Origin of the sequence: Coprococcus sp. RTP31081st1_H1_RTP31081_211007 (assembly GCF_040227275.1) — a bacterium.
In the GTDB taxonomy this organism is placed as follows: Bacteria; Bacillota; Clostridia; order Lachnospirales; family Lachnospiraceae; genus Coprococcus; species Coprococcus aceti.
On sequence record NZ_JBEHVP010000001.1, the window covers coordinates 52,625 to 68,797 of the forward strand.

Genomic DNA, 16,173 nt, shown 5'->3' on the forward strand with positions numbered 1-16,173 from the left:
GTTATTCCTCCTTCAATATTTCTTTTAATTCTTTTCGTCCCCGGGATACTCTCATTGAAACTGCGGATGGTGACAGGTGAAGTATCTTTGCAATTTCTCCAAATGTATATCCCTCATAGTAGTGCAGATAAAGAACAGTGCGGTATGAGTCAGGGAGTTTCCCCAGAGCCTCGTACATGTATTGCTCTTCAATATTGAATCCGCTGACGATAGAGTCGCTGCTCAGTTCCTCGTAGCTGCTGCTTAGACGGTTCGCTGCGGATTTTAGATGATTCCTGCACATATTTGCCGTCATCGTGAGCAGATATGATTTTTCTTTGCCCTTTGATATATGTGGGCTTTTTTCTATAAGTTTTGTATATACATTCTGAACAATGTCCTCAGAGTCCGCTGTGTTGCCTAAAAAGCTCATAGCGAGACGGAATACGTTGTTCGAGTATGTATCATATAACTCCAGCAGCTGCTGCTGTTTCAAGATTTATCACCTCCGTAGTTTGTTTATATGAGAATACGTGAGAAATGAATTTCTGCAATTCTCTCATTTGAGATCTCATATATAAAACAATCCAGAACATCAAAATAGCACACAGGTTTGGAAAAATCCACAAACATTTATAATCATCTGAAAACATGTCGTAAATATTACGAGACAAATATTTACATAGCTATAATAAGAAAAAGGATGTGTCGAGTTTTATATGAAAACTTGACATGTAGCGCCTGCCATTTGCATGGCTGGTGTTCAAAAACAAGGAGGCATGAAAATGAAATTTGAAAATTGTAAAGAGTATTGCAGCTTAAAAAATAATAAGGAAAATATCAGGAAGCTCATGAAGGAATTTGACTGTGAGGCAAGTGGAAAAAGTAATTTGATCAGACCGCTGGTGACTGATGAGAATGGCAGATTTGATGAGGAAAAAGCGGAGAAGCTGATAACAGAGCTCGTGGAAGACATGGACCGATATGGATATAGGTACAAGATGTGGTTGGGGCACATAACAGCGGAAAATGCACTTCCGGAACAGAAGAGCTTTTGCAGATATGTGAGAATGTATCTGTATCTTGCGATAAGAATGTCTTTATTGGATTTTTCCCAATACGGATTCCTGATGGATAACCTTCCAAATGGTTCATTTGATAATCTGCTCTCAGGCTGTATTGATTTTGAATCAAATAATGATAAGGATACGCTGCTTTTTGAGTATGTTGTGGATGGCTGGATATGTGATGCAGGTATTATATCATGGTGTGTTTGGGCATTTGACTACTCGCATCCTGACAATAAGCCTGACTGGATGTCCGATAAGGTTTATAAAAGGATGCAGGAGATTGAAGAAGAAATGCTTGAAGACTTGGATTCGAATGATATGGAAGATCTGAATGACATGACGGATGTGGAAGACTTGGGTGATATGGATGACTTCGATATTGATGATATTGATATTGTGGAGCCGATATATGATAACCTGGATGCTGACGAGTTTGTGGATGAGGAATTTTTACAGGATGGTCATGATGCGGATGAAAGTAAAACACTCGTCTGTGTGTGTGACCAGATGGAAGATTCGGATAAGGTTTGCAGTCGTTTTGCCAGTTTTTTGGATATGATATATTCTGATGAGGTGCCGTATAGTTATCTGTCACAGATGAGGAAAGCTGTGGAGGGAATGCTTGACACGTACATGTGGGATCATGGGCTGTCGATATACAGCAGTATGGATAGTCTCAAAAGATCGAAGCTTTATCTGGAAAAAGCAGCCGAGAAGACTGCGTATCTCAATGCACAGAGAAAAAACCGGCTATGATAACGACATGATGTTATTGAAACATTAAGTGAATATATATTATACTTTACATGATGTAGAAGAAAGGAGTCTACCATGTCGGTTATAAATTTAAGAGAGTACATGAAAAGAGTATATACTGAATTAGAAAATTACATAGAAGGACTTTCCGAAGAGGAGAGAGTCAGATTTGTTACAGAGTTCCATGATATGTTCGATTCGGGAACTGCGGATTATGATGATGAGCATATAACCGCATTATATGTTATGAAGTATGCAAGAGCATATGGATTTCAGTTCTCAAGAGCCTACGCAGATATATTTGCAGATATGAATAATCCTGAAAGTATAAAGGCGGTAAGCATAGGCTGTGGCACAGGTATTGACTATTGGGGAATGTCCTATGCAGCGAGAGTGCTGGGCGAAGCACCGGAAAGTAAGCTTGATTACACCGGAATAGACCCGGTACGCTGGCCGTACAGGATCACGGAAGCGGCTGACATGCCGGAACAGGACATGGTGAGATACAATGAGATTGTATCTGATAAGCACAACGCAAATGGGGAAAGACACTCTGGCTTGTTTCATGAAGCGGCGGATGAAATAAAATCATGCACGGACTTTAATGAATATCTGAATTATATGGAAAACAGACCAAGAGAACCTCTAAGCGATATTTATTTCTTCCCACATTCCACGAAGGAGGTATGTATTCACACTGTGCCCAATGAGGTGGAGGACAGGTCGCTATACAATACATATCAGGCTATGTCAAGATTTGCCCACATAATACACTCAAGGATAAAGGACAAGCCGGTATACGTTGCATTCACATACAGACAGGTCCCAACTGACGATGGAGTGTGCAGAGAGCAGAATGAATCATATGATATCCGCTATGGAACATACCTTAGAACCTGTCTCATTGAGAGAGGAATGAACGTGGAGCTGCTGCAGCCAATGCACTGTGAGCAGAGGTATGGACACGATCTGGAAATCTGTGAGAGCCCGGAGAGTAACAGAGGCTGTTATTTTACATATGACGAGTTTCATAGTTATGTGGGGGCACCGGATACCCCGGACAAGATATGGCTTTTTGGACGTGACGATGATGACTCATTTGACAGTATATTTTATGGCAGTAAAAAGATATGCGACAGAGACAGATGGAACGAGCTTACAAATGTCAGTGATAAGATACACAATTATCCGATGGACAGCACAAATGGAATATGCTATCAGGTTTTTAAGATAACAAGAGGGAATGCTGACAACAGGGAACTTACCGATAAAAATCTAGTCCTGGATATACTTGAAGAAACCATGAGGGGGTTTACATTCTGGAGTGGATTCTCGCAGGATATTTATAAATTTGCAAAAAATATGTATATGTATCCGTGGACTGTTCATGAAAAAGCTATCAAGCTTATTGCCGATACGACCGGATATGTACCTGACAGTGTACGTGGGCTTCAGGAGGTATTCAGTATTGATAATATCTTTAAGGGACTGATAGCCGATGGCTGTATAGAGCAGTTTGAGGAAGCTGACGGAAGACTGCGGTATGGCATAACTCCAAATGGCGAAAATTGTGGACTCTATGACAAGGATGGCAGGATAATGGCCAAGTCATTTGCGAGAAGAATGATATTTGCAAATATGATCTGTGGAAGATATGTCAAATTTGAAGGAATCAAGAAGCAGATAACGATGGAAGATACAAGGGGAATTTTAAAATTATGATAGTTAGTGCCAGCAGAAGAACAGATATTCCGACATTTTATTCGGAATGGTTCTACAACAGAATAAAGGAGGGATTCCTGTATGTCAGGAATCCCATGAACGCTCATCAGATAAGCAGGATTGATCTGTCACCGGATGTGGTGGACTGCATTGTGTTCTGGACAAAGAATCCGATACCGATGCTTCCAAGACTTGATGAGCTTGAGGCATACAAATATTACTTTCAGTTTACTCTGACAGGATATGGCAAAGACATGGAGGCTAATCTTCCGGATAAGAAGCAAAAGCTCATTCCGGCTTTCCGGCAGCTTTCGGCAAAGATTGGAAAAAAGCGCGTCATATGGAGGTACGATCCTATCGTATTAACACACAAGTACACGCCGGAGTATCACATAAAAGCATTTACCCAGATCGCAGAGGCGCTTGACGGATGTACTGAGAAGTGTGTCATAAGCTTTGTCGACATATATGCCAAGAACAAGAAGAACATGGAAGCAGTGGACAGATATGAGATGAGTCATGATGAGCTTGAGGCATTTGCAAAGACCATCGCCGACATAGCAAGGAGCCACGGTATGGTGGTTGCGACATGTGCGGAGGTCATAGACCTTGAAAAATGCGGAATTGAGCATAACTGCTGCATAGATAAGAAGCTCATCGAGGAGATCATAGGCTGTGATATAAAGGTGTCAAAGGATAAGGTGCAGCGCCCGGAGTGTGGATGTATGGAGAGCGTGGAGATAGGCTCATACAACACGTGTTTAAACGGCTGCAGATACTGTTATGCCAACTATTCTGAGGCTGCGGTGAAATCAAACTGTGCATGCTACGATCCAAGATCGCCTCTCCTGTGCGGAACTGTTGGTGAGTTAGACAAGATCACAGAGCGCAAAGTGAAATCCCTTAAGGAGACGCAGATGAGCTTAAGGTTTGATGACGTAGAGTAATCTCGCAATCATTTCAAAAGATTAGTTTAATAGTTAGGTTGATAGAGAATTTGCCTATTATTATATAGAAAGAAGAGGTCGTGATCGCTTTGAGAATATCGGACAAAGAGTGGAAAAATATAGAATTCCGCAAGAATAAGTTTCGGGAGCTGGAATCGGCTCTGGATCAGGCTGTAAGCGGAAGAGACAACAAAGTCTCATCATTTCTGTTGGGGTGTCTGGCAGATGGAGAAACGGGAAAAGCTGCGGCTGTGGAAAAACTTGTAAATGAGCTTGTAAAATCCATGGACAGCTATGGTATAAGAAACAGACTGTGGATAGAGAGTGACAAAACGATAAAAGATAATGGGCTTTCGGATGATGACTTTTGCAAAATGAAAGCGACAGAAGAAAAAGCTTCGGAAGAGAAAATTCCATGTATGCCGACAAGATTCAAAGAATTTATACATGATTATCTCTACTGCATGATACTGCTCATGACAAGCGAGATGGAGTGGGTTGAACAGATCTATGCTGAACCGTATGCCGATTCATTTCAGCAGCTTTACCTTCATGCAAAAAGAGTGAGAGAGTTTTCTGTAAGACCAATCGAGAAAAGATATGATGAGCTCTGGGGGGAGGCTTATTTTGGCGTCAGAGGAGCATCTGGTCTGTTTGAAATATTCAGCATGGCATATGAGTCGATTACCGGGAAAGATATCGGAGACAGCCTTACACAGAGCATGAAGGATGGACTTGATACGTACTGTCAGGAACAGATGCAGATGTATGATGAGTTTCTGGATGAGGCTGAAGATAATGCTATGACCGACGAAGAGATAGAAGAGGCTATTAGTGAATATGTGGATGTTGAAGAAGATCCGGATATGGCAGAGCTTAACAGATATTTCGATGAGCTGGCAGTCAGATGGGATGAAAGCGAGAAGCGGTTCAGGCAGGAATTTCCTGACACTGAAGGGTTCTGTGCCAGATATATGAAGCTCCGTGAGCTTTTTTATACGGATGAATCCAGGGATATCAGGTATCCGCTTACGATATTTGATATCCTGGTGGAGGGCATGCTGGATGTATTCCTTGGCAGACGTGGGATGACTCTGTATACTGATGCAGATAATTGCGCAAGGGCATACATCAGTATAAAGAAGCAGATAGATGCAATAAAGAAGCTTCGGGAGGAGGCATAGGAAGTGGCTGGTTTCAGAGAAGATTTTTATGCCAGGATAGGACGTGATTACCATGAGAATATGGAGAATTCTTTCTTATACGGATATGTAAAAACTAAAAGAGAGAACAATCTAAGACTTTGCTTGAAGGAGGAATATTACTGTCTGGCAGACACTGCGGCAAGCAGAAAAAAGTATGTCCGTTTCCTTGTGAAAGCGCTGCTTTCTGATAAAAGCCTTTCAGCTTCATTGGAGAAGATAAACAGCCTCCAGAAACTGCTGGACAGCATATCATTTGCGGCAGAGGGGTTGGATGAAGCATCCAGACTTGCGATGAGGTCAGAACTTGAAACAGAGCTGGAAGCGGTAAAGCATGCGGAGGACAGGTCGTGTGGAGACAGACTGAGGATGCTTGATAAGTATATGGACAAATGCCAGGCATCAGAGTCAGTTATAGGTATAGATGCAGATATAGAGAGTCTTAGACATATCTCATCCGAACTGCTCGACTCATTCGAGTTTGATGGTGAGAAGAAGAATCCGTATGTGGAGCTCATGTCGTCTTACCTGGATTTTTATTATGGTATTATATCGGCCTCAGGATACGTCAGAAGATTGCTGGAATTCTGGTCAGGAAGCAGCAAATATATTCCTGACAAGAAAGCGCTGTCGCATTTTATAGAATTTGGTAAGAGAACATTTGGGAAAGATGTATTTGATGGCTGCGGGCGGGCTGCGGTAAGGCTTGAAAAACTGCGGCAGATTGGAAAGACAGATCGTGCAGGATTTGACATGGCAGCGGATATGTTCTTTGATACAGAATTTCTTGATAAGCTCACGGAGAACCTGCAGAGAGACATATTAACCATTGATGTGAATACATTGCTTTATGACGCAGGCTTTTCAAATGGAGGCAAGCCCCGCAAGAAGGATAAAAGTATGGACATAATGGATGCGTATTTCAGATATGTGGGGGATAATCCATTTTCTGGCGGTACAGGCTATGTTGAAATCCCCGGCGGTTATACGACATGGGATGAATATTACAATGCGTGTGATAATGTCCGCGACAGACTGAATTTGGATAAGAGAGCATCTGCTTATCAGAATGTCTTTATGCCGATGTGGATTGATAATGATACAGGCGGCGGAATATTCCTAATAGGCAAAAGGCAGTTTGCGGAGAATGCCGATGTGAGACTTGCCAGCAACTGTGAGTTCGGCGTGGTATATTTCTACGGAACAGATGGCGGAAGTGCATTTGAATTTTCGGCGTTTCAGGAAGGCACCTTTGATGAAAATGTGTTCCCTGGTATGTCAGAAGCGGTGAGTTGGTTTAGAAATTATGATTATAAGGCTGACTCTATGGAGGAGTACAGGCGGTATAATGGGGATGCCCCGGCAGGCTGTCCGGAGGTTTTCCTTAAGTATTTCAAAGGCTATGACAATGTAAAAGCAGAGGTGGCAGATATATCTGGCGAAGTGACAGGAAACTCTGCATTATATGGAGATGTTGATGAGTCAGATATAAGAGATACGCTTGAAGCGTTCGACAGGGAACAGGAGGAGAAAGAAAGAAAAAAACGGCTGAGAATGACATTTCAAAGCCCAAAAATAAAATAGCTGCATTGGTTTATAGGCCATCAATCTGTATTGGCACAGATTGGTGGCTTTTCTTCGTAAATTTTACGAGCTTAAATATTGCTGTAGTTATACTGTGTTTATCAAATAAAGAATATCCCATGTGGCACAGACAGTGAGCTGTTTCGTGGAGCAAGACGAAAGGAGAAAATGCATATGAAGATCGACAATATGAGAGAACTTTACGAGGAATTACTTAGAGCAACATCAAATGGATACAGAAACAGAAGCATTGCAAATCCGGCAGTAGATTTCACAAAGAAAGCAAAGGCCGGGGACTTTGATGAGATGTCCGACGAAGAGTATTACCAGGCGCTTGATAAAGTAAATGAATTAAATGATGTATGGCAGCATCGGCCAAGCGGTCAGATTGGTGAACTGCTTTTTACTGCACTTGAGAATCTTACACTTAGCGACAGTGACGTGGAGGACATGGCAGCGACATTGCTTTGTGCTTATGAGCGTTCAAGTAAAGAGCATATCCCCTGTGATGCAAAAGCAGCGGATAGAAATGAAAGAACAGCCGGATATGCTGCTTCCAAGGAGATAGACAGCGATAATCCATCCAAAACAAAGACACAGTCTGATAAAAGAAGCACTGATGCAAAAGGAATATTGAGCTCGCCGGCGAAGATATATGAATATCTTGACCGCAGAGTGTACGGCCAGAAGGAGGCAAAGCGCGCCGCTGCCATGCTCCTCTGGAACCATGTGAATGGCAGGAGGCAGAATGTACTCTTTGCAGGCCCTACCGGCTGTGGCAAGACAGAGATATTCAGGCAGCTCGCAAAGCTATATCCGAACATAGTGATCCACAATGCCACCTCTCTGACGGGCACGGGCTGGAAGGGCAATACGAAGGTTCGAAACCTGTTCGACGGTGTGGATCAGTATAAGATGAGCCATTTGATCATCGTTCTCGATGAGGCCGACAAGATGTTTGAGGACGCGGACGACAGACATTACAGCTACATAGTCCAGAATGAACTGCTGAAGGTTCTGGAGGGGGACATGGTTCATTTTGATGGCAATCCGTCGAACAGTGAACCAGCTCTTGATATAGATACATCAAATGTAAGTTTTGTGTTCCTGGGTTCCTTCGATTCCATGGTCAGAGCGAAGGCGGTGGCTGTGAATAAGAGCAGGGCTATAGGTTTTGGTGCAGTATCGTCTGACGAGTCATTTGACGGATACATGAGTACATTCACTCAGGAAGATCTTGTACAGTATGCAAATGTGAGATGTGAAATAGCGGGGCGCATAGGGAATATAGTTCAGCTCAGGGAGATGACTGAGGATGACTTCTACGCCATATTAAATGACAAAAGAATAAGTCCTGTCAGAAAGCTTTCTGATTACTATGGCGTTAAGCTTAAGATGTCAGAGACAGCAAAACATAAGCTGGCAAAGGAAGCTGCGGAGAATGGGATGGGAGTTCGATTTATTCATTCACAGATACAGAGAAGACTTGATTATGAGCTTTTCGAGAATTGTGACAGAAAGGAATATGTCATAGCCTGACCATTGAGTCATAAATAAATAAAATATAAAAAAACCTGAAGCAGTAAGATATTGACTGCTTCAGGTTCTTTTTTAATGTGTTTAAATTGTTATATATAGATATTTTATTTCTTCATATTCTTATTTGCCGCTGCAAGCATGAGCTTGATTCTGTTTACCTGATTGACCTCAGATGCACCAGGATCATAGTCGACTGCCACGATGTTTGCCTCAGGATATGCCTCACGCAGATGCTTGATAACACCCTTGCCCACGATGTGGTTTGGAAGACATGCAAATGGCTGTGCGCACACGATGTTCGGAGCACCGCTCTTTATGAGCTCTATCATCTCACCTGTAAGGAACCATCCCTCGCCGTTCTGGTTTCCTATGGATACGATTGGTCTTGCATAGGCGGCAAGCTTTTCGATATGGGCAGGAGCCTCGAATCGCTTACTCTTTTCAAGAGCATCCCTTGCAGGTTTTCTGAAGGATTCCAGAACCTTTATAACAGTGTTGCTGACTATGGCTCCCTTCTTGGTCTTGCCAAGGAACTCATAGTTGTAATTGTTGTTGTAGAAGCAGTACATGAAGAAGTCCAGGAGATCTGGCATAACAGCCTCTGCTCCCTCTGCTTCCAGCAGGTCAACTAAGTGGTTGTTGGCTGATGGCAGGAACTTTACAAGTATCTCTCCAACAATTCCGACTCTAGGCTTCTTGATATCAAGGAGTGGAAGAGTATCGAAGTCGTGGACGATTCCCTGTATATTCTTCTTGAATACTGCGTTGCTTCCGGTCTTTGTAAGGCTCTCCAGACAAACCTTCTTCCATTTCTCATGGAGTGCATTTGCCGAACCCTTTTCCTTCTCGTAAGGTCTTGTCCTGTACAGACATCTCATGAATACATCACCGTATATCAGAGCCTGCATTGCACGTTTTACTACCTTGTAGTTTATCTTGAAGCCTGAGTTCTTCTCAAAGCCCTGGGCAGACAGTGCTATTACAGGTATCTGACCGTAGCCTGCCTTGGAAAGGGCTCGTCTGATAAATCCTACATAGTTTGTTGCACGGCATCCGCCTCCTGTCTGGCTCATGATGACAGCCAGCTTGTTCACATCGTACTTTCCTGAAGTGATGGCGCTCATCATCTGTCCGACAACGATCAGAGATGGATAACATGCGTCGTTGTTTACATATTTCAGACCAACATCTATCGTCTCCTTGGTTGCATCCGGCAGGATCTCAATGTTGATTCCCATGCACTTGAATGCAGGTGCAAGAAGATCGAAATGGATAGGAGACATCTGAGGTGCAAGAACTGTATAGTCCTTCTTCATCTCCTTGGTAAATTCTATTCTGTTGATGGCACTGCTTGACGGACATGTCTTGTAGTGCTGTTCATGTCTTGAGTTGACCGCGCTTATGAGGGATCTGATTCTGATCCTTGCTGCACCTAAGTTGCTGACCTCATCGATCTTGAGGACAGTGTATATCTTGCCTGACTTGGTAAGTATATCGTTGACACAGTCAGTTGTTACAGCGTCCAGACCACAGCCGAATGAGTTGAGCTGTATGAGCTCTAAGTTGTCACAGGTCTTGACGTAGTTGGCTGCCTTGTACAGTCTTGAGTGGTACATCCACTGGTCGGAGACAATAAGAGGTCTCTCGACCTTGCCAAGGTGTGCGACTGAATCCTCGGTAAATACAGCAATCTTGTATGAGTTGATGAGCTCTGGGAGACCATGGTTGATCTCAGGATCCAGATGATATGGACGACCAGCCAGAACTATGCCGAGCATATCGTGTTCATCAATGTATCTGAGAGTTTCTTCGCCCTTAGCACGCACATCCTCCTTGACCTTCTCTGCCTCTGCGTACGCCGCATGTATGGCGCTTCCAATCTCGTCCATTGTCACATCATAGTACTTGGACATCTCACGGTACATACGTTTTACGAGAGCTTCCTCGTTGTCCAGGGCCACAAATGGTCTGATGAATGTTATGTCGTCAGCCTTGAGTTCCTCCATGTTGTTCTTGATGTTCTCTGCATAAGAAGCAACGATAGGACAGTTGTAGTGATTGTTTGCCTCAGGAGTCTCGTTCATTTCATATGGTACACATGGGTAGAAGATGGACTTGATTCCATTTTTCAGCAGCCACATAACGTGTCCGTGTGAGATCTTGGCAGGGTAACACTCTGACTCACTAGGTATGGATTCGATACCCAGGCTGTATATGTTTCTCGATGACTTTGGAGACAGTACAACTGAGAATCCAAGCTTTGTGAGGAATGTGTGCCAGAAAGGATAGTTCTCGTACATGTTGAGTACACGAGGAACACCTATCACGCCACGCTTTGCCTCCTCAGGCTTAAGTGACTCATAGCCAAATATTCTTCCAAGCTTATATTCAAAGAGGTTAGGAATGTTGTCTGCGTTCTTCTTCAGACCGACACCCTTCTCACATCTGTTTCCGGTGATGAACCTCTTGCCGTTTGAGAATTTGTTTATTGTGAGGAGACAGTTGTTTGTACATCCTTTACATCTTGTCATGGAGCTCTCATATGTGAGCTTTCTTATCTCCTCGATAGGGAGCATAGTCGTGACAAATCCCTCTTTGTACTTGTTCCTAGCGATGAGGGCAGCACCAAAAGCACCCATGATACCTGAGATGTCAGGTCTTATGGCTGTTCTTCCTGATATGACTTCAAAACTCTTTAAAACTGCATCGTTGTAGAAGGTACCACCCTGTACCACGATGTTTTTTCCGAGATCCTTTGGATCCGTGAGCTTTATAACCTTGAGCAGGGCATTTTTGATGACGGAGTAGGCAAGTCCGGCGGATATATCAGCCACGGATGCGCCCTCCTTCTGCGCCTGCTTAACCTTTGAATTCATGAAAACGGTACATCTTGAACCGAGGTCTATAGGTGTTCTCGCTGTGATGGCGATGTGCGCAAAATCTGCTATGTCATAGTTCAGTGACTTCGCAAATGTCTCTATGAATGATCCACATCCTGATGAACAGGCCTCGTTCAGCATAACGTTATCTACAACGCCGTTCTTGATCTTGATACACTTCATATCCTGACCGCCGATATCAAGAATGCAGTCGACCTCAGGGTCGAAGAATGCTGCGGCTGTGTAGTGGGCTATTGTCTCAACCTCACCGAAATCCAGAGAGAGAGCCTGCTTGATAAGAGCCTCACCGTAACCAGTAGAACATGAGCCTGCGATCACTGCGCCCTCAGGAAGCTTGCTGTATATATCCTTTATAGCTCTGATGGTGGTGTTAAGTGGACTTCCGTTGTTGCTGCTGTAGAAGTCGTAGAGCAGTTCACCGTCAGAACCGACAAGTGCAACCTTTGTGGTGGTTGAACCGGCATCGACACCGATGAAACAGTTTCCTTTATATGTTGCGAGATCACCGCGCTTTACGGCGTACTTGTTGTGATCTGCCTTGAATTTCTCGTAATCTTCATCGCTCTCAAAGAGTGGCGCAAGTCTCTCTACACCTGAGGAGAGGTTGAGCTCCTGTGAGAGTGCATGTATAAGCTCTGAAAGTGTCATGGATACCTCAGGCTTGGAGTTCATGGCGGCACCTACGGCTGCAAACAGATGTGAGTGTCCCGGATCTATGATGGCATCACCTGTCAGGTTAAGAGTTCTGATAAATGCATTCTTCAGCTCCGGGAGGAAGTGAAGAGGACCGCCCAGGAATGCAACATTGCCCTTGATAGGTTTACCACATGCAAGACCGGATATAGTCTGGTTGACAACGGCCTGGAATATGGAAGCGGCCAGGTTTGGCTTTGTAGCTCCCTCGTTGATGAGTGGCTGTATATCTGTCTTGGCAAATACACCACATCTTGCAGCGATAGGGTAGATGGTATCGTAATCCTTTGCATAGTCGTTAAGACCTGATGCATCGGTCTGCAGAAGTGTAGCCATCTGGTCGATGAATGAGCCTGTACCTCCGGCACAGACACCATTCATACGCTGCTCTATTCCGTTTGTAAAATATATGATCTTGGCATCCTCACCGCCGAGCTCTATGGCAACGTCGGTCTGTGGTGCATAGTCCTGCAGTGCCTCTGATACACAGACTACCTCCTGTGTAAATGGCACACCGATGAGCTGGGCGAGAGCCAGTCCACCTGAACCGGTTATACATGGATTGACCTCGTTCTCGCCGAGGGCATCCTTTGCTTCCTGTACAAGATCTTTAAGTGTTTCTTTGATATTTGCAAAATGTCTTTTGTAATCGGAGAAAAGTATCTTGTTGTCCTTGTCAAGGACAGCAACCTTAACTGTTGTTGATCCAATATCAATTCCTAATGTGTACATAAAACAACCCTTCCAATTTCTTTTGTGTGTTGAATGTGTTTGATTTCGACATTTCTGCCGATAAAGCTACTTTATTATAGTGTAGGGTTTAAAAAAATACAATGACTTTATAAAAACTTAACCATTACCAGAAAATGTAAAAATAAAAGTTTTTTGCAGGTAACTATATCATCGGAGGTGAATATATTATAAAAAAGCCTTTCAGGGGTAAGCTATGAATTTTGATACCTGTAACGGAGTTATCCATGTAGTGAAGAGAGGGGACACACTGTATAAGCTGTCCAGGATATACAAGGTAAAGCTCAGCGACATCATATCAGCAAACCCGTACATCAACGTATACAATATGCAGCCGGGGGATGAAGTGTGTATTCCCGTGATCATGGAGGAAGATTTTCTTATATATACAGTGCAGGATGGAGATACATTTGAGGATGTCCTTAAGAATACCGGAGTATCTCCGGATGATCTGTTCAAATTCAATCCGGATCTCTACAAGATGGCCCTTGCCACGGACATGGAGATAAAGTATGTGGACTTTCAGAAGTAGATGGATGCACATGGCTGTATGATATCTGTCCTGGCTGCCGGTTTATAGCTGGCAGCTATTTTGCTGTTATCCGCCAGGTTAGAAAAACTTAATTATTCTACTGTTGTAAACTCATTTTTTATATTATATAATTCAAAAGGTGTAGTTTAAAAAAGTATGACAGGAGTTTTTCTATGAATATAATAAGTAAGATCGAGAAGAAGTTTGGCAGATACTCCATTCGAAACCTCACATTATACCTCATCATAGGCTACGGTATAGGATATCTGTTGTTCATGTTCCAGCCAAAGATACTGTTCATGTTGACACTTGATCCGGCGGCGGTAATGCATGGACAGGTGTGGAGACTTTTCACATGGATAATCACACCACCGGTATTCGGTGTCGATATATTCACGATAATCATGCTGATATTTTACTACAGTCTGGGATCTCTGCTGGAACGTACTATCGGAACATTCCTTTATAATCTGTACATGTTCAGCTCCATGCTGTTTACCATGATCGGTATAATGCTTGCACACATATTCTGTACCTATATCATAAGGTATGATTACGCGAGCTCGACTGGTTATTTCGCATATGCATCGACATATTATATATTGATGTCCATATTCCTTGCCATAGCGGTATGCTATCCTGACATGAGCGTGTTATACGCCATGATCATACCAATCAAGATGAAGTATCTCTCGATACTGTATATCGTCATTATAGCGTATTACTTCATCAATGAGACATTTATGGGAAGAGTGAACATAGCCATGTCACTTGTGAGCTTTGTGATATTCTATCTGAGCACGAAGAACTTCAGAAAGTTTTCGCCAAAGCAGATGAAGAGGCGGCGGAATTATAACAGGCAGGTGCGGACAGCAAAACAGGAGAATATCGGACACAGATGCGTTGTGTGTGGAAGAACGGACAAAGATTATCCTGATCTGCAGTTCAGGTACTGCTCAAAGTGTACAGGTAACAAGGAGTATTGTCAGGATCATCTGTTTACCCATACACACAACTAGGATATACGATCAAAGATTTATAAAGAAGATAAAAGAGGAAGTTTATTATGTATAATGAAGAGAAGAAGCTTATAACCGATATACAGAGAAAGAAGGATCTGGACAGGAATCTTGCACTGTTTGCAGGGGTGGCATCGAAAGCAAATTATGAATATGCATGCCACAAATTCACCTTGAATTACCTGACACTCAAGGACATGCATATGGATGGGGATGTCCCTGATGATCCATATATCGCTCAGTGCCAGGCTGTGATCGACAAGCTGATAGGCGACTTTGTTGTGGGAGATAAGACGGTGTGCGAGGATGCTGACATGAAGCTTATCTCGGATGTCAGGAACACCATAACAGCCAAGATGAAGGTGCTCACATCATACACGGATGCATTTGAGATGTATGAGTATATTTTAAACAGGAAAGAATACAGTTATCCGGAGAATGTTGACGAGGAGATACAGAAGGAGCTTAAGGAGCTCGATGAGGCGGGCGTCAGTGACTTTGCAGAAGAGATATACAGATTTGTGTTCGCAGATCAGGACAAGGTTGCCATTAACTCCAAACTGCAGTCCATCATAGGACAGCTCCCGATACGTATGACAAAGAACAGATTCTATGACATTCTGGGAGAAACGCTTGATATATATAATGGAGTGGAGAAGGAGTCTCTTGACCAGTTTATTGAGATGATCGAGAATACTGCTCTCATAAGACTTCCAGAGGGATTTGAGACAGAGTACCCTGAACTACATGAGGCGCTTGAGGTCTTAAAGGCCGGTGATTACACTGCTCTTGATTACGATGGTTACAGAAAGCTCACTGATGTGCTGGACAGAAGTGCAGCATTCCTGAATTCGGTTGTGACTGAATATATGCTCATCATAGAGCTTGTAAACGATCTCTATGTTATGATGCTTGCGCTGGATTCAAAGGAAGGCGTATCTGAGAGCTGTAAGAAAGCGATGACTGTCATAGAGAAGGCTGTCGCTGACGACGGAGAGCATCTTGAGGATGTATATGCACTCCTTGACGATATCGTCGGAGAACAGGAGCTGGCAGGAGAGCATAAGGTAATGCTTGAGTCCGCTGTGTACGACATCTCAACCGGTTACACCGATGATATTGCCGCAAATGAGCTTCAGGATACATACAGAGATCTGGAGATCATGGATAAGCTTCTCTCGGGAAGTATGTTTGTGGATATAGACAATATAGCTGTGATGGGCGTACTCAATGTGGATACTGATTATATAGCTGCATGTAAGGAGAAGCTGACAAATGAGTTTGCAGATCTGTTTGCGGCCAACTCAATGACAGTCAACAGAGCCATCATGGCAAAGATACTCTCCAACATACCTGTTTTCTTCAACACCACTGATGAGATCAGGGAATATGTAAACGGATCTCTTTCGAGATGCAGGGAAAAGAGTGAACTTCTTGCGGACTATATTGTTATAAAGCAGATGATGGAAGAATAAACTGT

At 43.3% G+C, this 16,173-nt stretch carries 11 protein-coding genes; 9 read left to right on the forward strand and 2 right to left on the reverse strand.

Annotated features, from left to right (window positions below; genetic code table 11):
- Window position 1: 1 nt before the first annotated feature.
- Window positions 2-475: an RNA polymerase sigma factor gene (locus tag ABUA31_RS00210; protein WP_349818321.1), complete on the reverse strand. Its 474-nt coding sequence runs from the start codon at window positions 473-475 to the stop codon at window positions 2-4.
- A gap of 289 nt (window positions 476-764) precedes the next feature.
- Between ABUA31_RS00210 and ABUA31_RS00215 the strand changes: the two genes are divergently transcribed.
- The 6 genes from ABUA31_RS00215 to ABUA31_RS00240 all read left to right on the forward strand — a co-directional run bounded on the left by ABUA31_RS00215 (window position 765) and on the right by ABUA31_RS00240 (window position 8,799).
- Window positions 765-1,805, forward strand: a complete 1,041-nt coding sequence (locus tag ABUA31_RS00215; RefSeq protein WP_349818322.1) for a hypothetical protein — start codon at window positions 765-767, stop codon at window positions 1,803-1,805.
- A gap of 102 nt (window positions 1,806-1,907) precedes the next feature.
- Entirely contained in the window at window positions 1,908-3,527 is a 1,620-nt protein-coding gene (locus ABUA31_RS00220) for a hypothetical protein (protein ID WP_349818323.1), read from the forward strand.
- Window positions 3,524-4,474: a DUF1848 domain-containing protein gene (locus ABUA31_RS00225; RefSeq protein ID WP_349818324.1), complete on the forward strand. Its 951-nt coding sequence runs from the start codon at window positions 3,524-3,526 to the stop codon at window positions 4,472-4,474. Before ABUA31_RS00220 ends, ABUA31_RS00225 begins: the two co-directional genes overlap by 4 nt.
- A gap of 89 nt (window positions 4,475-4,563) precedes the next feature.
- The gene (locus ABUA31_RS00230) at window positions 4,564-5,658 is read left to right on the forward strand and encodes a hypothetical protein (RefSeq protein ID WP_349818325.1); all 1,095 of its coding nucleotides are present in this window, start codon (window positions 4,564-4,566) and stop codon (window positions 5,656-5,658) included.
- Between the two features lie 3 nt (window positions 5,659-5,661).
- A complete protein-coding gene (locus ABUA31_RS00235) occupies window positions 5,662-7,260 on the forward strand; it encodes a hypothetical protein (RefSeq protein WP_118649108.1) in 1,599 nt (532 codons plus the stop codon).
- A gap of 174 nt (window positions 7,261-7,434) precedes the next feature.
- Window positions 7,435-8,799: an AAA family ATPase gene (locus tag ABUA31_RS00240; RefSeq protein WP_349818326.1), complete on the forward strand. Its 1,365-nt coding sequence runs from the start codon at window positions 7,435-7,437 to the stop codon at window positions 8,797-8,799.
- 104 nt (window positions 8,800-8,903) lie between these two features.
- On the opposite strand, the gene ABUA31_RS00245 is transcribed toward ABUA31_RS00240, so the two are convergent.
- Window positions 8,904-13,124 (reverse strand): 2-hydroxyacyl-CoA dehydratase, encoded by a 4,221-nt coding sequence (locus ABUA31_RS00245; RefSeq protein WP_161171813.1) that lies wholly within the window; start codon window positions 13,122-13,124, stop codon window positions 8,904-8,906.
- A gap of 214 nt (window positions 13,125-13,338) precedes the next feature.
- On the opposite strand from ABUA31_RS00245, the gene ABUA31_RS00250 reads away from it, so the two are divergent.
- The 3 genes from ABUA31_RS00250 (at window position 13,339) to ABUA31_RS00260 (ending at window position 16,168) form a co-directional block, all read left to right on the forward strand.
- Window positions 13,339-13,674: a LysM peptidoglycan-binding domain-containing protein gene (locus ABUA31_RS00250; protein ID WP_238050250.1), complete on the forward strand. Its 336-nt coding sequence runs from the start codon at window positions 13,339-13,341 to the stop codon at window positions 13,672-13,674.
- A gap of 173 nt (window positions 13,675-13,847) precedes the next feature.
- Complete coding sequence (locus ABUA31_RS00255) at window positions 13,848-14,693, forward strand: DUF1751 domain-containing protein (RefSeq protein ID WP_022216549.1); 846 nt, start codon at window positions 13,848-13,850, stop codon at window positions 14,691-14,693.
- Window positions 14,694-14,740: 47 nt separating this feature from the next.
- Entirely contained in the window at window positions 14,741-16,168 is a 1,428-nt protein-coding gene (locus ABUA31_RS00260; RefSeq protein WP_015534868.1) for a hypothetical protein, read from the forward strand.
- The last annotated feature ends 5 nt before the right edge of the window (window positions 16,169-16,173 follow it).